Raw genomic sequence first — 18,517 nt, 5'->3', positions numbered from 1 at the left:
CGGGAATAGATAAGCGCTGAAAGCATCTAAGTGCGAAACTAGCCACGAGATGAGACTTCCTCATAAGGGCCGTAGGAGATGACTACGTCGATAGGCTATAGGTGTAGAGGTGGAAACACCACAGCCGAGTAGTACTAATAGCCCGAAGCTTTCCAGGCGGATAGTTGCTGTTGTTTTCTCGAATGTATTTCTTTCTTTCGATAGTCATTAGATAGTATGTATTGGATACTTGATACTTAATACCCAATACTTAGTACTATAAAGATCTTCAGGTGCCTATATCGGCGGTGTCTACCTCTTCCCATTCCGAACAGAGAAGTCAAGCCCGCCAGAGCCGATGGTATTGCCGTAACAGGTGGGAGAGTAGGTCGGTGCCTTTTTTTATACAGAGCCCTTGCTGGAAACAGCAAGGGCTTTTTTTTTTGCCCCTGTATTTATTAACCCGGAAGTCCCGGTGTACCGGGCACTAAAATCAGAATCTGTTAAATACGCTGCACCTGCTAGTACCGCGCTGGTAAACAAGCGGTACCGTTATCAGCACCTTGATCACGCTCTCTTTATGTTAGCTTGCATGATAAAGGAGAGTTAAACCTAATTATTATAATAACAATATTACATAAAGTTGTTTGTTTTTTTTCTACTTTACATGCAAAATTGATGAACGGCAATCTATTTAAAAATTCTCTCTTTGCTGGTTCGCATGTTATTAATATCCTATGCATACATGAAAAGGAAAACCATTATATTTCTTGTTTTAATTGTCCTTGGTATTGGAAGTTTAGTTTTATATCGAGTAACTACAAATGATAAAAAAGAGAAAGAACGTACTGGTAATGCAGGAGGGGGCCGCGCGAAAGCAAAAGTTTATGGGAAAGTAATAAAAGGCAGACCCTTTTCAGACCATTTGTCACTTTCTGGTTCGATCGAACCTAATGAGCTTGTTGACGTACGCTCGGAGATTTCGGGAATTGTGGAATCAATAAACTTTTCAGAAGGAGGTCGAGTGTCTGTAGGCCAGGTATTGATTCGTATTAATGACGTAGAGTTGAAGGCGCAACTTTCCCAAGCAGTTACGCGAAATAGCTTAGCGGGTGAAAATGCTAGAAGAGCTAAATTGCTACTGGAAAAGGAAGCAATTAGCCAGGAAGAGTATGACATTGCCAGTGCGGATTATCGTACTGCTCAAGCGCAAATCGAAGTAATCGAGGCTCAATTAGCTAAGACTATCATAAAAGCTCCTTTTTCGGGTACGATCGGGTTAAGGAGTATTTCTAAAGGAAGTTACATTACGCCAACCATAAGCATCGCCCAGCTGGTAAATACAGACAGGGTAAAGGTGTTGTTTTCCATTCCGGAAAAATACGTAAGTATGGTTAGGAATAACAGCAGCATTAAACTTAATATCCAGGGCTCTAAGGAAGAATATACGGCTAAAGTTTATGCAATTGAGCCTATTGTAGAAGCGACGACACGTACGCTTCAGGTAAAAGCAATTGCAGATAATTCTGGCCAACGGCTAATTCCGGGTACATTTGCGAATGTTATTTTTCCCTTAGCAACTGTTGAAAGAGGACTATTGGTACCTGCGGAAGCATTAATTCCTATACAAAACGGTAGAAAGGTATTTCTTTTAAAAAATGGGATAGCTATTGAATCTCTTGTAGAGATCGGAGCGAGAACTGAAGATGATGTGTTGATTTTATCGGGAATTCAAGAAGGTGACACCGTACTTACGTCGGGCGTGATGTCCTTGCGAAGTGGAAATCCTGTTCAAGTTACTTTGCGTTAATTATAAAATATGAGTTTATCTACGTTAAGTATAAAAAGACCGGTTTTGACCATCGTGTTGAACTTAATGCTCATTTTATTTGGTATTATTGGATATGTTTTTTTAGGTGTCCGCGAGTATCCTTCCATAGATCCAGCCCAAATTTCTGTGCGAACGAATTATACGGGGGCCAACGCTGAGATTATAGAATCGCAGATAACGGAGCCTCTTGAAAAGGCGATAAACGCAATCGATGGTATTCGAAACATATCTTCTTCTAGTAATCAAGGTTCAAGTAATATTACCATTGAGTTCAATCTTGGTAAAGATCTCGAAGCAGCTGCCAATGATGTTCGAGATAAGGTATCAGAAGCACAACGCCGGTTACCTCAGGATATCGATGCGCCACCTGTAGTATCAAAAGCTGATGCGGATTCTGAACCTATTATTATCATGACGGCTCAAAGTACCACAAAAAATGTACTCGAACTATCAGATTACGCCGAAAATGTTATTGCGCAGCGATTGCAGACCATACCGGGAGTAAGTTCTGTGCAAATTTGGGGTCAGAAAAAATATGCTATGCGCCTATGGATAGACCCAGTACGTCTGGCTTCCTATGGTCTCACAATTTTGGACGTAAGAAATGCACTTAATGCTCAGAACGTTGAATTACCTTCTGGTAAATTGACAGGGACGAATACGGAATTGGCGGTAAAAACGATTGGTAATCTAGAAAATGAAGCGCAATTTAATAATATTATAGTGCGATCGGAAGCGGATAGGATCGTGCGGCTAAGCGATATCGGCAATGCTGCCCTAGAAGCGGAAAACTTCGAGACTAAGATGTCAGACTCTGGATTTCCAATGGTCAGCTTAGCTGTTATTCCACAGCCCGGAACCAATTATTTGGAGATTGCAAATAGTTTCTATGCCGAATTTGAAAAGCTGGAGAATGACTTGCCCGAAGGTTTCGATTTAAATGTGGCAATCGATAATACCCTATTTGTTAAGAAGGCAATATTAGAAGTAGTGGAAACACTTTTAATTTCTGTAACACTGGTCGTACTTATTATATTCCTGTTTTTTCGAAATTGGTCTATTGCCTTTCGACCATTGGTCGATATTCCTGTCTCGCTCATTGCGACCTTTTTTATCATGTACTTATGTGGTTTCTCAATTAATGTGTTGACATTATTGGCTATCGTTTTAGCTACTGGCTTGGTCGTAGATGACGGGATTGTGGTCACAGAAAATATTTTTAAGAAAGTGGAAGAAGGGATGTCTCCCATTCAAGCAGCGATAAAAGGTTCGAATGAAATATTTTTTGCAGTTATTTCAATTTCCATTACGCTGGCAGCGGTTTTTTTACCTGTTATTTTTTTAGAGGGATTTGTCGGTCGATTGTTTCGTGAGTTCGGAATAGTGGTTGGCTCTGCTGTGCTTATTTCCGCCTTCGTATCGTTAACCTTGACGCCTATGCTAAACGCATATTTAATGAAAGGTGGTGAGCAAAAGCAGTCTAAGTTTTATCTACGGACTGAACGGTATTTCGAGATGATGAATAGAGAATATACCGAGTCCCTCCACCGTTTCTTGAAAATCAAATGGTTAAGCATGGCGGTTATTGTCGGTTGTTTTTTGCTCATCTATCTGTTTTTTCAACTATTGCCAAAAGAAACTGCTCCTTACGACGACAGAAGTTATATTAGTCTCAGAGTAACTGCCCCTGAAGGCGTTTCCTACGATTATATGGATCGGTTTATGACAGATTTAACACTTCTCATTAACGATTCTGTGCCCGAGAGAAAAGTAAGTTTAGTTATTACCTCGCCTGGTTTTGGTTCTGCTTCTTCAAATAGTGGTATCGTTAGACTAGGACTAGTACAGCCAAATGAAAGAGTACGTTCGCAAGGGGAAATTGCGGACGATGTATCTCGTATTACAAGACCATATTCTGAAGCGCGGGTTTCTGTGTCGCAACAGCCTACAATATCGGTTAACAGGAGGGGAGGGCTACCCATACAGTATATTATTCAAGCGCCCAATTTTGATAGACTTGAAGAGAAAATTCCGGAATTTATGGAAGAATTATCCAAAGATCGGACGTTTTCCATTATAGATGTCAATTTGAAATTTAATAAGCCGGAAGTATACGTTACAATTGATAGGGACAAAGCGCAGTCGCTAGGTGTTTCTGTTTTGGATGTAGCTCAGACATTACAACTGTCTCTTTCTGGGCAGCGATTTGGTTATTTTATGATGAATGGAAAACAGTATCAGGTCATGGGACAATTTGACAGACAGGATAGATCCACACCCATGGATCTAACCGCTATGTTTGTTAAAAATAGTAATGGGCAGTTAATTCAGCTAGATAATATAGTAGAAATAGAGGAAAGAAGTAGCCCGCCACAGTTATACCATAATAATCGCTATATGTCTGCTACTGTTTCCGCCGGACTAGCTCCGGGGAGAAGCATGGGAGAAGGTATAGAAGCAATGGATGCCGTTAAAGAGAAGGTATTGGATGTCAGTTTTACAACAGATTTAGGTGGTGAATCGCGCGATTTTGTAGAAAGCGGTTCGAATACAACATTCGCATTCGGGTTAGCGGTATTATTGATATTTCTGATTCTTGCGGCACAATTCGAAAGTTTCGTTGATCCGATTATTATCTTATTGACAGTGCCTATGGCGGTAGCTGGAGCATTATTTTCATTATGGCTTTTTGGTCAATCCTGGAATATTTTTAGTCAGATCGGTACTATTATGTTGATCGGATTGGTCACAAAGAATGGAATTTTAATTGTCGAGTTTGCCAATCAATTACGCGAAGAAGGTTTGGATAAATATAATGCTGTAGTGAAGGCCTCAGAATCCCGATTGCGGCCGATACTAATGACTTCATTAGCTATCGCTTTAGGCGCTTTGCCAATTGCTTTGTCGTTGGGAGCGGCCTCCACAAGTAGAATCGGGATGGGAGTAGTGATTGTAGGCGGTACCTTATTCGCGCTGATTTTGACACTTTTCGTTATTCCTGCATTTTATTTATTGATGTCTAGAAAGAGAAAACACCGGCCTGAATTTGATAATATAGCAGATTAAGATGAATAGAATTACAAGCTTCATATTTTTAATTTTCATTCAATCAGCGGGATTGAAGGGGCAAGAAATTTTGACGGTAAAAGAAGCTGTAGGAATAACACTGGAAAATAATTATGATATCAGACTTTCTAAAAATGATTTTCTAATTACCCAAGAAAACGTTTCCTACGGTAATGCAGGGATGCTGCCTTCGGTTGTCGGTAATTTCACCCAGAATAATAGTCTACAAAATTCAACCCAAGTACAAGCTACGGGAGATACACGTTCTTTAAATAATGCCAAAAATAACAATATGAACTATGGCGTGAGTATAGGCTGGACTATTTTTGACGGTTTGGGAATGTTTTCACGATATGACCAACTGAAGGAATTGGAAAAGCAGGGTGATTTTCAGCTTAAGAAAATCATTATTACGCGTGTTTCTGATGTCATTGCAACGTACTATACCCTTGTTGAGCAACAAAACCTATTAAGTGCAATAGATTCAAGTATTATTATTTCTAAAGAGCGGTTGCGGACAGCTGAGAATAGATTTTCTATCGGTAAGGTTGCCCGATTGGAAGTTTTGAATGTACAGGTGAATTTAAATGAAGATGAATCGAATCGATTACGACAGGCTGATGTAGTACAAAATTTAAAAATAAACTTGAATAGTCTTCTGGCGCGTGATCTGATGATAGATTTTGTTGTCACGGAAGAGTTTGATTTTGATGAAGGCTTGCAGTTAACAGAATTATTCGACCAAGCAAGGATTCAAAATCCGGATTTACAGATTATCGCAATTAATAAAAGAATCGCTGAACTGGAAATGAAAAATGTGCGGGCCAATCGTTATCCTACGGTAAGATTAAATACAGGATACAACTTTTCGGAATCTGAATCCAGTTTAGGTTTCGTAGCCAGTTCTACCTCCAGAGGACTGACATACGGTATAACTGCGTCTATCAATATCTTTGATGGGTTTAACCAGCGACGAAACGAACGTGTGGCCAAAATCCAAGTTGACAATGCAGATCTGCTGATAGGACAGCAAAAGCTACTTGTCGAGACTTCAATTGCTACGGCCTATCAAACTTATCAAACTAATATGGCTTTGGTTATACTAGAAGAAAGGAACGAAAAAATTGCACGACAAAACCTTGAAATAACACTTGAGAAATATCGAATTGGAACCATTAGCACAGTCGAATTCAGAGATGCTCAAGAGAACTTTATTAATGCGGTATCGCGTTTTAATTCTGCGAAATTACAGGCTAAGTTGTCGGAGGTGGCTATAAAAGAGCTCATTGGTCAAGTGGCGCTCTAGATTGACTTTAATCTTCTTGTAAACGATTGGTTACACAAACGGTTTCGTATTTTGAACAAACGTTTGCGTTTACTTTTTATTTTTTATTATAATTTTTTAGGATTACTATTGTGATAGATAAGCGGGTAAGCAAGCTTGTCGGTAACCAGTAGCCTTAAATTTTAAAAAATTGGTTATTCCTGAATAGACTGTTTAGTTTGTTTTAAAATAGGTGATTTTAGAGGGGGCTTTTGTCCCCTTTAATATTTTAGTAGCAATTCCTTAATATTGAAATATGAGTTCAGATAGAAGAGATTTTATTAAGAAAGTATCCTTACTTTCAAGTGTGGCAATTACGTTGCCTTCGATCGGTATGGAGGTACAGGCAGCTCCGAGATTTAACATGTCAGGGTACAGAGCTCCTAAACTCGACAAGGTGCGTATTGCCGTTGTCGGTTTAGGAAATCGTGGTACCGGGGCAGTGGATCGCTACACCTATATTGAAGGCGTAGAAATTGTAGCTTTGTGTGACCGCCATGAAGATCGGGTAATTAAACATCAAAATTTCGTGACTGATAAAGGTTTAGCTAAACCAAAAGGGTTTTTCGGTGACAACGGCTGGCAAGCGATGTTGAAAGAAGTAGAAATAGATTTACTATATATTTGTACCCCTTGGGATTTACATACAGTGATGGCTATTGAAGGGATGAAATCAGGGGCTCACGTTGCATGTGAAGTTCCTATCGCATTGTCTGTAAAAGAGTGTTGGGAGGTTGTGAAGGTGTCAGAGACGACGAAAAAGCACTGCATGATGTTAGAGAACTGCTGTTATGATTTTTTCGAGATGCTGACCTTGAAGATGACTAGAGAAGGTGTATTTGGGGATATTATTCATGCAGAGGGTGCTTATATCCATGATTTATTAGATTTAAATTTCAGCAAAACTTACTATGATGATTTCTGGAGATTAAAAGAGAACATTCGTTTTAATGGGAATTTATATCCAACGCATGGTATAGGGCCGGTTGCGCAATGCATGAATATCAACCGGGGTGATGTAATGACTTCGTTGGTTGCAATGCAGACTGAAGATTTTCACATGGCAGATACGGCACGAGAGTTGGCGGCTAAGGATGCTACATTTCAACAATTTGTAGGTAAAAAATTCCGAGGTAATATGAATACCACCCTAATTCGTACAGAAAAAGGAAAAACGATCATGATTCAACATGATGTTACTTCTCCACGACCTTATTCTAGAATTCACTTACTGAGCGGTACAAAAGGGTTTGCAGAGAAGTATCCAACACAAGGAATATCGTTAAAGAGCCATAAAAATGGACATACATTTTTGTCAGAGGAGAAAGTAGAAGAATTGCGTGAAAAATACACACCCGAATTGGTGAAGTTCATTGGAGAACAAGCTAAGAAAGTAGGGGGGCACGGAGGTATGGACTTCATGATGGACTGGAGGTTGATCGATTGTCTGCGAAATGGATTGCCTTTGGATCAAGACGTGTATGATGCGGCTGCATGGAGTGCAATCGTTCCGCTAAGTGTTGAATCTGTGCGTAAAAACTGTAAAACGGTTGCCTTCCCTGATTTTACAAAAGGTGCTTGGAGATCCAATACACCAGTGGATCTTACATTGAATGGTGGTGGAAACACGAAAATTCGCCCTAAAATAGACAAAGAAGGTAAACAGCTAAGCGTGTAATATCATTATATTCTATATTAAAGCCCAACTTTTTTAGTTGGGCTTTTTCGTTGATTTTACTTATTTTTAGCAATCTTGATAACAAACAAGTATGTGACCCCTACATAATCAAAGCGGTCATTACGTCGTGCGTTCTTAATTACTTGGTTGTGGTAGGCTTCCTATCCGCTGTATAGTTATCTGAGAATTAAAAATAACAACAACACTGATGAAAATTCTATATTACGCTTGTTTTTCTTCTTTGGTGCTATTTGGATGTAACGCAGGTCCGTCAGAAAGTGCTGTCCATGCAAGCGATTCGGATAGCATAATGACATGTGCCAATGTTATTCCGAGTCGTTTTTCCAGTTTATCGCAAGATTCCCTCAACTATATTTCTGGCAAAGACCATGTTAAAATGATATTGATTCCTGCTGGCGAATTTAAGATGGGGTCTACTAATTTTGATGATGCGCAACCACTTCATAACGTTGAACTCAATTCTTTTTGGATGGACGAACACGAAGTTACCAATGCCCAATTTGAAGCTTTTGTAGAGTCGACTGGATATGTCACTATAGCAGAGCGACCTTTGGACCCTGCAGATTTTCCCGGTGTTGATCCAAAGAAGTTGATTCCGGGCTCTGCAGTTTTCAGTGCACCTAAGAATATTCAGGGATTAAATAATCATCTCCAGTGGTGGGAATATGTTCCAGGAGCAAATTGGAGACAGCCCGAAGGGCCTAATAGTTCCATAACAGGTAAAGAAAGCCATCCGGTTACCCAACTTGCGTATCAGGACGCCGAGGCATATGCTAAATGGGCGGGAAAGCGACTTCCGACTGAAGCGGAGTGGGAATACGCCGCGAAAGGGGGGAAACATCAAAACGAAATTTATTATTGGGGGAATGAAAAGAAAGAAGACGGAAAGTGGTTGGCTAATATATACCAGGGAGAATTTCCTACACATAATACAAAAGAAGATGGTTATGAAACTACTGCCCCGGTAAAATCCTTTCCGGCTAATGCGTTGGGATTATATGATATGGAAGGAAATGTATGGGAATGGTGTGCTGATCTGTATCGTCCAGATTATTACGCAAGCAGTCCAAGGTTAAATCCAAGAGGTCCTTCTGACGCTTATGATCCACAGGAGCCCGGAACCGAGAAACGTGTACAACGAGGTGGCTCTTTCCTGTGTAATGATCAGTATTGCGAACGATATAAAGCTGGAAGCAGAGGGAAAGGAGAGGTCAATAGTCCAACTAATAATGTTGGTTTTAGATGTGTAAAAGATATAAAATAAAAGAAGCCCGCTACTGCGGGCTTCTTTTATTTTATTGTGCATTCAAGAACATGGATTTCTTTGATACCAGTTCTCTGAAATAAGGATCTTGCAAATCTTTGATAAAGCGTATTGCTTCGCCAGTAGATTTCATTTCAGGACCTAATTGTTTGTCGACTTCCGGGAATTTGGAGAACGAGAATACCGGCTCTTTAATTGCCCAGCCTTCTAGTTTACGTTCAATTTTGAAATCTTTTAATTTATTTGCGCCCAACATTACTTTAGTCGCGATGTTGATATATGGTACATCATATGCTTTGGCAATGAACGGGACGGTACGTGAAGCACGCGGATTTGCCTCTATCACATATACCTTGTCGTTTTTTATAGCGAATTGAATGTTCAATAACCCTCTAACATTTAATGCTTGCGCTAATTTTACTGAATATTCCTCCATTTTAGCTTGTACATGGTCTGACAGACTAAAGGGAGGTAATACTGCGGATGAATCTCCTGAGTGTATTCCTGCAGGTTCTATATGCTCCATCATACCGATGATATGCACATCTTCACCGTCGCTTATAGAATCCGACTCTGCTTCTTCTGCACGATCTAGGAAATGGTCAATTAAGATTTGGTTTCCAGGAAGACTCTTAAGGAGGTTGACTACCGCCTTCTCTAAGTCCTCGTCATTAATGACGATACTCATTCCTTGACCACCTAATACATAAGAAGGACGTACCAATACAGGGTAACCCACTTCATTTGCTACGCGAATGGCTTCCTCCGCGGAAGTAGCGACGCCATATTTCGGATAAGGAATGTTTAGTTCTTTTAATAAATCAGAGAAGCGACCACGGTCTTCGGCTAAATCCATGTCTGAAAACGAGGTACCGATGATTTTAACGCCAAATTCTTCTAAACGTTCAGCCATTTTTAAAGCGGTCTGTCCTCCCAATTGAACGATCACACCTACAGGTTTCTCTAATTCAATGATTTCACGGACATGCTCCCAAAATACCGGTTCAAAATATAACTTATCGGCCATATTGAAATCTGTTGAAACAGTTTCTGGGTTACAGTTTACCATGATGGCTTCATAACCACATTCTTTAGCTGCCAATAGACCGTGTACACAAGAATAGTCAAATTCAATCCCTTGTCCGATACGATTTGGACCAGATCCGAGTACGACAATTTTCTTTTTGTCAGATACTACTGATTCATTTTCATCTTCGAAAGTAGAATAGTAATATGGAGTTTGTGCCGGAAATTCTGCAGCACAGGTGTCTACCATTTTATAAACACGGTTGATGCCTAATTCTTTACGACGATCGTAAACTTGGTCTTCGGTAACGTTGCCTAAGATCCATGAAATCTGTGCGTCTGAATAGCCTTTTTGTTTTAAGGTCATGAAGAAATCACGAGGAATGTTATTTAATTGGTAACGGCGTAATTCAGTCTCCAATGCAACCAGTTCTTGAATCTGAACTAAAAACCATTTGTCAATTAAAGTAGCTTTGCGGATAGATTCTAATGGTACTCCTAGTTCAAAAGCATCTTTGATGTGGAATAAGCGATCTGCACTTGGATGTTCTAAGCTGTGCATTATTTCATCTAGATTGCGTAATTGACGACCGTCTGCTCCTAATCCCCAACGACCTGTCTCTAGAGATTGGGCAGCCTTCTGCAATGCTTCGATGAATGTACGGCCTATTGCCATTACTTCACCAACTGCTTTCATCTGTAGCCCCAATTCTTTATTTGCACCTTTGAATTTATCAAAGTTAAAACGCGGAACTTTTACGATTACATAATCTAATGTAGGTTCGAAATATGCAGAAGTTGTTTTTGTAATTTGATTCTGAAGTTCATCCAAATTATATCCTATCGCTAATTTGGCTGCAATTTTAGCAATTGGATATCCAGTTGCTTTAGAAGCTAGTGCGGAAGAACGAGAAACGCGTGGGTTAATCTCGATTGCGATTATATCTTCATTCTCTGGATTTACCGAAAATTGAACATTGCATCCCCCCGCAAAATTACCAATAGAACGCATCATTTTAATCGCCTGATTACGCATATCTTGATAACACTTATCAGAGAGCGTCATACCTGGTGCTACCGTGATGGAGTCCCCCGTATGAATACCCATTGGATCAAAATTTTCTATCGTACAGATGATGATGACGTTGTCATTGGTGTCACGCAACAGCTCTAACTCGAACTCTTTCCAGCCTAGTACAGCTTGTTCAACTAACACTTCGTGCGTGGGAGAAGCGTGTAAACCTCTGTTAAGCGCGGCGTCAAAATCTTCTTTTTTGTGTACGAACCCACCTCCTGTACCCGCTAATGTATAAGAAGGACGAATAACTAATGGAAAGCCAATTTCTTGGGCCGCTTCTTTTCCTTCCAGGAAAGAATTGGCAATTTTTGAAGGGGCCACACCGACACCAATGTCAACCATTAATTGACGGAATTCTTCGCGGTTTTCCGTTTTTTCTATAGCTGCCACATCAACACCTATTACCTTAATATTGTATTTTTCCCAAAGACCAAGATTTGAAGCTTCAATACATAGGTTTAACGCAGTTTGACCGCCCATAGTAGGCAGTACAGCATCAATCTGTTGTTCTTGAAGAATCTGTTCGATACTCTCGCAAGTTAGCGGTAGTAAATACACATGATCTGCAACAACCTTGTCAGTCATGATAGTTGCAGGATTGGAATTAATGATGGAAACTCTGATGCCTTCTTCTTTTAGCGAAAGAGCAGCTTGAGACCCTGAATAATCAAATTCACACGCTTGTCCGATTACAATAGGGCCCGATCCTATAATTAATACGGAATTAATGGAGGTGTTTCTTGGCATTATTTTTCTAATTCAAAAAAGTTAAAATACGAATTGTAACTAAACAAAGCAATGAAAAATGCCTTAAAATGAGGAGTATTCCGACTGCTTTGTCGGAGTGCAAAGTTACACTTTTTATTTAATAAATCGATATAATTGTTAAAAGTTTAAATTAAATTAATCCAGCATCTTATTTCTGTTTCGGCGAGCTTCCTCAAACTTTTGTGAAATGTTTGGAAAGAATAGTATCTTAATCATATATTTATTGAAATTCATGGTATGGTTTTTGTCATTCAAAATATTAATACGTTTAACTTTAAATGAATATTTATGAAAAAAATTACTTTACTATTAGCAGCAGTCCTTTTTGTTGGTAGCTCGTTTGCTCAGGATTACAAGAATTCAATCGGTATCCGTTTGGGATCTGGATATTATGATGTCGCAGCAGTTGCGTTTAAAACGTTTATTACCCAGCCTGGTGCGTTGGAGTTTGATTTGGGATTTGATACGGATAAGTTTGGTGGTAACCGTTACACGAGTGCCGCTCTTTCGGGCACGTACCAACATCATTTTCCAATAGGAAATATTCAGGGGTTTAAGTGGTTTGTAGGAGGTGGAGCGACTCTTTCCAATACTTTTGTAAATAATGATGATTTGGATGGTGGTTTCAACGTAGGTATTTACCCAACGGGAGGTGTGGATTACAAATTAAAGAATGCACCTTTCGCTTTTTCCGCAGATATTCGTCCAACAGTTCATATTGTAAATGGATATGATTATCGTGATGGTTTCTATGCGAATGGAGGAGTAACAGCTCGTTATACGTTCTAGGTATTAGACAACATATTTTACAACAGAAAAGCCGCTTTAAGCGGCTTTTTTCTGTTAAAATGATTTAAAATTCTTTATGAGGAATGACGCATTAAATCTTTTGAAGATTAATATCTAGTTTTTGCGATTGTATAATCAGTGAAAAGAATTCTTTGAGGGAAAGGTATTCATCTGGTAGAAACATCGGTTTGTTAAGTTGTGATAGTATATGTCACGACTTTAATTGATTTTAAGGCTGATAAAGAGAGATCGAAAAATTTGCTTTAGCAAGCCCTTCATTTTTTAAAATCTGACTTTTAGACGGAGGAATTAAAGGGGGATTTAACCGTTTGAGATTTATGATTAATTAACATAACAATCGATTGTGTATTTAATTTTTTACATATATTTGATCCTCCTATTAATTAAAATTAAACTGAACTGAATTTATGTGTGGAATAGTAGGCTACGTAGGTGGCAAGCAAGCTTATCCTATAATCGTTGATGGCTTAAAAAAGTTAGAATATAGAGGGTATGATAGTGCAGGCGTCGCATTATGGTCGGCTCACAAGATTAATGTTTTTAAGAAAGAGGGTAAGGTTGCAGCTCTTGAAGAATTTGTCGTAGATCAAAATGTGTTCTCTACAGTAGGGATAGGGCATACGAGGTGGGCGACACACGGTGAACCAAGTGATCGAAATGCACATCCGCATTATTCTAAGTCGGAAAATATTGCGATGATCCATAACGGGATTATCGAAAATTATGCCTCGTTAAAAGCCGAATTAATTAAAAAGGGCTACGAATTTAAAAGTGATACGGATTCCGAAGTACTTGTTAACTTCATCGAAGATATCAAACTCAATAACAATTGTACATTGGAAGAAGCCGTTCGAATCGCATTGAAACGGGTAACAGGTGCTTACGTAATTCTTCTAATTGATAAAGATCTTCCAGATACCATTATTGCAGCGCGTAAGGGCTCTCCCTTGGTAATCGGTATTGGTGATCATGAACACTTTTTGGGGTCTGACGCTTCGCCAATGTTAGCGTATACCAAAGAAGTAGTATATATCAATGATTATGAACTGGCAATTGTTAAACCAGACGAGCTAATCCTTAAAAATTTGGGCAATGAACGTGTAACTCCTTTTGTGCAAAAGTTAGACCTCGATCTGGCAGCTATTGAAAAAGGTGGATACGATCATTTTATGTTGAAGGAAATCTTTGAGCAGCCACAAACTATATATGATTCGTTTAGAGGGAGATTGGATGTGGAACACAATACCATTGCACTCAGCGGATTGGATAGTATTAAAGATAAGCTGATGGAAGCTCGACGTATCATCATCGTAGCCTGCGGTACGAGTTGGCATGCCGGCCTCTTGGCAGAATACATTATCGAAGAATTGTGTAGGGTAAATGTTGAAGTGGAATACGCGTCCGAGTTTAGGTACCGAAATCCAATTATTACTTCAGAAGATGTTATTATTGCGATTTCACAGAGTGGGGAAACAGCGGATACACTCGTGGCGTTGGAAAATGCGAAAAAACAGGGCGCGACTATCTTTGGACTTGTCAACGTGGTAGGGTCATCAATCGCCCGGATCTCAGATGCTGGTGCCTACACACACGCCGGACCGGAGATAGGCGTAGCGAGCACCAAGGCCTTTACGGCTCAGCTAGCCGTATTGCAATTGTTTGCCCTCAAGCTAGCAAAACTCAAAAATACTATTTCAGAAGAAAGATACGTACACTTACTCCATGAACTCAATGCAGTTCCCCAGAAAGTACAATGGATTTTAGATAACGAATTGGAAAATATCAAGACCATAGCGACAAAGTATAAGGATGCAAATGATTTTTTATATTTAGGTAGAGGATACAACTTTCCGATTGCTTTAGAAGGGGCATTAAAACTGAAGGAAATTTCCTATATACATGCCGAAGGTTATCCAGCTGCAGAAATGAAACATGGGCCTATTGCTTTGGTAGATTCTACTTTGCCTGTTGTATTTATTGCAACGAAAGATTCATATCACGAAAAAATAGTAAGTAATATGCAGGAAATTAAGGCGCGTAAAGGTCGTTTGATTGCTGTAGCATCTATGGGAGATACGACCACGCTGGAACTGGCTGAGGATACGATGATAGTTCCAGCTGCCGATGAGATCATTGCACCATTGTTGTCGGTAATTCCTATGCAGTTGCTTGCTTATTATATTGGTATAGAAAGAGATTTGGACGTTGATAAACCGCGTAACCTAGCGAAGTCTGTAACAGTAGAATAAAAAGATGGGAATGTTTAAGAAAAGTAGTTTAACAGGTTTAGGTTATGATTTTGTAAATCGCGAATATCTGCGAGAAGGGGAAGATGAATATTCACGGCGATTTGAATGTCAGTTTAATTCGCACGAATATCGGAATCTCACGCCGGTCGAGATAGATGTCCTCCAGCATAACGGAAACTATTCGCCGAATTGGAATGATGTGCGCGTTACAGACCGATTTATTCCAGAACAAATTCAAAATTCAAAATTTTACGGTCTGGTTCGTATTGGTAATATGTCTCCTTCTTTTATCGAGTTTAGAGATCTACAATTACCGATCGGAATATATAATAGCCAGATTATCAGTAGCGATATTGGTGATGATGTGGCTATTCATCACGTACGTTACTTATCTCATTTCATACTTGGAAATGACGTGATGCTATCCTCTGTAAACGAAATGGAAACTAGCCCTACAGCCAAATTTGGCAATGGTATAGTAAAAGAAGGAGAGTCGGAGCGCCAACGTATTGTTTTAGAATTATGCAACGAAAATGGAGGACGTTCTGTCGTTCCTTTCGAAGGAATGCAGGCTGCCGACGCTTACCTGTGCACCCGATTTCGAGGCGACGATGTTTTACAACAACGTTTTTTAGAAATTACTGAAAATCATTTTAGCAGGAGAAGGGGATTCTATAGTACGATCGGGAATCGTACTGTAATTAAAAATTCCAATATCATTAAAGATGTGAAAATTGGTAGTCACGCGTATATTAAGGGTGTTAATAAACTCAAGAATTTAACGATTAATTCGATAGAAGGCGCTTATACACAGATAGGAGAGGGTTGTGAATTAGTAAACGGAATTATAGGTTATGGTTGCCGAGTTTTTTATGGGGTAAAGGCTGTACGATTTATTCTTTCTTCGTTTTCACAATTGAAATATGGCGCACGGCTGATTAACTCCTTTTTAGGCGACAATTCTACTATTTCTTGTTGTGAAGTGCTTAATTCGTTACTGTTCCCTGCCCATGAGCAACATCACAATAATTCTTTTCTATGTGCATCTCTAGTGAAAGGGCAAAGCAATATGGCAGCAGGCGCTACGGTAGGATCAAATCACAATTCAAGAGGAGCTGATGGAGAGATTATTGCTGGAAGAGGTTTTTGGCCTGGCTTATGCGTTAGTTTAAAGCATAATTCTAGGTTTGCTTCCTATACATTAATTGTAAAAGGAGATTTCTTGCATGAATTAGATGTCAGAATGCCATTTTCGTTGGTGAGCCACGATGTAGCTAATGATCAAGTAGTCATTATCCCTGGATATTGGTTTCTTTATAATATGTATGCTTTAATGCGTAATACGAGCAAGTTTTTGAATCGGGATAAACGCCAATTGAAAAATCAGTATTTAGAATATGATATTTTGGCTCCTGATACAGTGAACGAGATATTCTCAGCACGCAAAGAATTAGAATATGCCGTAGGGAAGTCTCTTGGACTAGAGTCAAATGAAACAGATCAATTTTACGAGGAAAAAGGAAGAGAACATCTAGCTAATCCAGCAGTACGCCTTCAACACGAAGTCCTGTTGGAGAATGCAGAAGCCTCAAAAAGAAAAGTACTCGTGGCGAAGGCCAAAGAAAGTTATTGGATTTATAAGCGTATGATTGCTTATTATGCAGGTAAGCTGCTGGTAGATTATCTTTCTGAAAATTCGATTGAAAAGTTGGAAGATTTGTTGCTGCATTTGTCGGATTCAAACCGAGAAGAGTTTGTAAACTTGGGCAGTCAATTGATATTAAAGAAGGATTTAGATCTTCTATTGCAAGAGATCAAAGCCGGTCAATATAATTCCTGGGAAGAAATTCATGATTACTATCACAAATTAAGTGCGAACTATCCGTTAGAAAAATTTAAGCATGCTATGGCCTCATATGCGGAATTAGAAAATCTTTCAACAGATAAATGGGATAGGGATTTTATTAATAGCTTAATTCATAGAACCTGGGAAACTAAAAAGTGGATCAACGAAGAAATTTTTAAATCAAGATCCAAAGATTATGAAAATGAGTTTCGTACCATGGTGTACGATTCGGAAGACGAGAGAGACAAAGTGGTGGGTAAGTTGAGTGACAATGCTTTTATCAATCAGCAAGCTGATGAACTAACCTTGCTCGAATATCAAATTGGACAGATAAAATTATAACAAGGAGGCCAGGATAACTGGTCTTTTTTATGTAATACTTGCCCGAGTTTTCTTTCCGCATATGGCGCAATCAGTAGTTGCAAAAAATAGATTCGATCCTAAGGTTAAAGTCGCCGAAAATGATAAATTTGTAAATGAGTCATTAATTGATTCATACCCTCAATGGATTAGTAAGTTTATTATTTAAATAAAAAAAAGTATGTTCAAAAAATATGTAGGTTGTGGTACGTTGCTGTGTTTGTTGACACTAAGCACAATTTCATGCGATACGAATTCCGCTAATCGAAAAGAAGCCGGAGAAATACATAATCCCGCCTCGCAAACTATTCCTGAAGAATCTAAAGACCTAATTGGTCGTTGGGATTTGGCTGTCGAGAAAAATGGAAAGGAAGTCCCATCCTGGTTGGAGATTAAATTATCTGGTTTTAATACATTGGTCGGTGCTTATGTAGGCGATAGTGGTAGCAATAGGCCGATTTCTCACGTGAAATTAATAGACGGTCAGTTTTCTTTTGCTATTCCTCCGCAGTGGGAAGGTGGCGATGGCGATATCGTAATTGAAGGTAGATTGAACGGAGCAAGCTTAAGTGGTACCGTTACGACGAACAAAGGCGAAAAATATAATTTCACGGGTACCAAAGCTCCGTATCTGGTACGCACAAAGCTCCCTGTTTGGGGAGAGCGTATTGAATTGTTTAATGGAACGGATTTAACTGGTTGGACACTCTCGACGGAGGAAAACCAGTGGATCGTAAAAGATGGCATATTGACGAATCTGAAAGCAGGTGCGAATTTAATAACTGCGCAAAAGTTCGACGATTTCAAATTGAATGTAGAGTTTCGTTATCCCGAAGGAAGCAACTCGGGGATTTACCTTCGCGGAAGATACGAAGTTCAAATTGAGGATTCGCCGAAAGATAAGCATCCAGGATCCCTTTACTTTGGAGGTGTTTATGGGTTTCTTGCTCCAAATGAAATGGCTACGCTAGGCCCTAATGAATGGCAGACCTACGAAATAACATTAGTAGGAAGGTTAGTAACAATTGTGTCTAACGGCAAAACCATTATTAGTAATCAAGAGATTCCCGGTATTACAGGTGGAGCGTTAGATAGTAAAGAAGGAGAGCCAGGCCCGATTTATTTACAAGGAGATCACGGGCCTATAGAATTCCGTAAAATAAGTATTACGCCAGCGATATAGTTTTGACAAGCTTCCAACAAATTGTACTTTCAAT

At 39.4% G+C, this 18,517-nt stretch carries 10 protein-coding genes and 1 rRNA gene; 10 read left to right on the top strand and 1 reads right to left on the bottom strand.

Going from position 1 to position 18,517, the window contains the following annotated elements; all coding sequences use genetic code 11:
* Positions 1 to 268: 268 nt before the first annotated feature.
* The 6 genes from rrf to C4F40_RS21365 all read left to right on the top strand — a co-directional run bounded on the left by rrf (position 269) and on the right by C4F40_RS21365 (position 9,163).
* Positions 269 to 380, top strand: a 5S ribosomal RNA gene (gene rrf / locus C4F40_RS21390).
* 344 nt (positions 381 to 724) lie between these two features.
* Complete coding sequence (locus C4F40_RS21385) at positions 725 to 1,789, top strand: efflux RND transporter periplasmic adaptor subunit (RefSeq protein ID WP_196941448.1); 1,065 nt, start codon at positions 725 to 727, stop codon at positions 1,787 to 1,789.
* Positions 1,790 to 1,798: 9 nt separating this feature from the next.
* Positions 1,799 to 4,876 (top strand): efflux RND transporter permease subunit, encoded by a 3,078-nt coding sequence (locus C4F40_RS21380; RefSeq protein WP_196941447.1) that lies wholly within the window; start codon positions 1,799 to 1,801, stop codon positions 4,874 to 4,876.
* Between the two features lies 1 nt (position 4,877).
* On the top strand, positions 4,878 to 6,182 hold the full coding sequence (locus tag C4F40_RS21375; RefSeq protein WP_196941446.1) for a TolC family protein: 1,305 nt from the start codon (positions 4,878 to 4,880) through the stop codon (positions 6,180 to 6,182).
* Between the two features lie 274 nt (positions 6,183 to 6,456).
* Positions 6,457 to 7,878 carry a Gfo/Idh/MocA family protein gene (locus C4F40_RS21370; RefSeq protein WP_196941445.1) on the top strand — a complete coding sequence of 474 codons (1,422 nt, stop codon included), beginning with the start codon at positions 6,457 to 6,459 and terminating at the stop codon, positions 7,876 to 7,878.
* A 208-nt stretch (positions 7,879 to 8,086) separates the two neighbouring features.
* On the top strand, positions 8,087 to 9,163 hold the full coding sequence (locus tag C4F40_RS21365; RefSeq protein WP_196941444.1) for a formylglycine-generating enzyme family protein: 1,077 nt from the start codon (positions 8,087 to 8,089) through the stop codon (positions 9,161 to 9,163).
* A gap of 31 nt (positions 9,164 to 9,194) precedes the next feature.
* Here C4F40_RS21365 and carB read toward each other — a convergent pair whose 3' ends face one another.
* Positions 9,195 to 12,014, bottom strand: a complete 2,820-nt coding sequence (gene carB, locus C4F40_RS21360) for a carbamoyl-phosphate synthase large subunit (protein WP_196941443.1) — start codon at positions 12,012 to 12,014, stop codon at positions 9,195 to 9,197.
* Between the two features lie 309 nt (positions 12,015 to 12,323).
* Here carB and C4F40_RS21355 point away from each other — a divergent pair, with 309 nt between their 5' ends.
* From C4F40_RS21355 to C4F40_RS21340, 4 genes are all read left to right on the top strand, one after another.
* Positions 12,324 to 12,824 carry a hypothetical protein gene (locus C4F40_RS21355; protein WP_196941442.1) on the top strand — a complete coding sequence of 167 codons (501 nt, stop codon included), beginning with the start codon at positions 12,324 to 12,326 and terminating at the stop codon, positions 12,822 to 12,824.
* Positions 12,825 to 13,252: 428 nt separating this feature from the next.
* A complete protein-coding gene (glmS, locus tag C4F40_RS21350; RefSeq protein ID WP_196941441.1) occupies positions 13,253 to 15,094 on the top strand; it encodes a glutamine--fructose-6-phosphate transaminase (isomerizing) in 1,842 nt (613 codons plus the stop codon).
* A gap of 10 nt (positions 15,095 to 15,104) precedes the next feature.
* Positions 15,105 to 17,282, top strand: a complete 2,178-nt coding sequence (locus tag C4F40_RS21345) for a DUF4954 family protein (RefSeq protein WP_231390170.1) — start codon at positions 15,105 to 15,107, stop codon at positions 17,280 to 17,282.
* A gap of 199 nt (positions 17,283 to 17,481) precedes the next feature.
* Entirely contained in the window at positions 17,482 to 18,483 is a 1,002-nt protein-coding gene (locus C4F40_RS21340; RefSeq protein WP_196941439.1) for a 3-keto-disaccharide hydrolase, read from the top strand.
* Positions 18,484 to 18,517 lie beyond the last annotated feature (34 nt).

It is taken from the genome of Sphingobacterium pedocola, from assembly GCF_015209965.1.
GTDB classification, from domain to species: Bacteria; Bacteroidota; Bacteroidia; order Sphingobacteriales; family Sphingobacteriaceae; genus Sphingobacterium; species Sphingobacterium pedocola.
This window is presented reverse-complemented; position numbering and strand designations above follow the sequence as displayed.

Bases quoted from the DNA above. Each gene is read 5' to 3' on its own strand.
- C4F40_RS21340 (WP_196941439.1), top strand. From the start codon at position 17,482: ATGTTCAAAAAATATGTAGGTTGTGGTACGTTGCTGTGTTTGTTGACA.
- carB (WP_196941443.1), bottom strand. From the start codon at position 12,014: ATGCCAAGAAACACCTCCATTAATTCCGTATTAATTATAGGATCGGGC.
- C4F40_RS21365 (WP_196941444.1), top strand. From the start codon at position 8,087: ATGAAAATTCTATATTACGCTTGTTTTTCTTCTTTGGTGCTATTTGGA.
- C4F40_RS21370 (WP_196941445.1), top strand. From the start codon at position 6,457: ATGAGTTCAGATAGAAGAGATTTTATTAAGAAAGTATCCTTACTTTCA.
- C4F40_RS21375 (WP_196941446.1), top strand. From the start codon at position 4,878: ATGAATAGAATTACAAGCTTCATATTTTTAATTTTCATTCAATCAGCG.
- glmS (WP_196941441.1), top strand. From the start codon at position 13,253: ATGTGTGGAATAGTAGGCTACGTAGGTGGCAAGCAAGCTTATCCTATA.
- C4F40_RS21355 (WP_196941442.1), top strand. From the start codon at position 12,324: ATGAAAAAAATTACTTTACTATTAGCAGCAGTCCTTTTTGTTGGTAGC.
- C4F40_RS21380 (WP_196941447.1), top strand. From the start codon at position 1,799: ATGAGTTTATCTACGTTAAGTATAAAAAGACCGGTTTTGACCATCGTG.
- C4F40_RS21345 (WP_231390170.1), top strand. From the start codon at position 15,105: ATGTTTAAGAAAAGTAGTTTAACAGGTTTAGGTTATGATTTTGTAAAT.
- C4F40_RS21385 (WP_196941448.1), top strand. From the start codon at position 725: ATGAAAAGGAAAACCATTATATTTCTTGTTTTAATTGTCCTTGGTATT.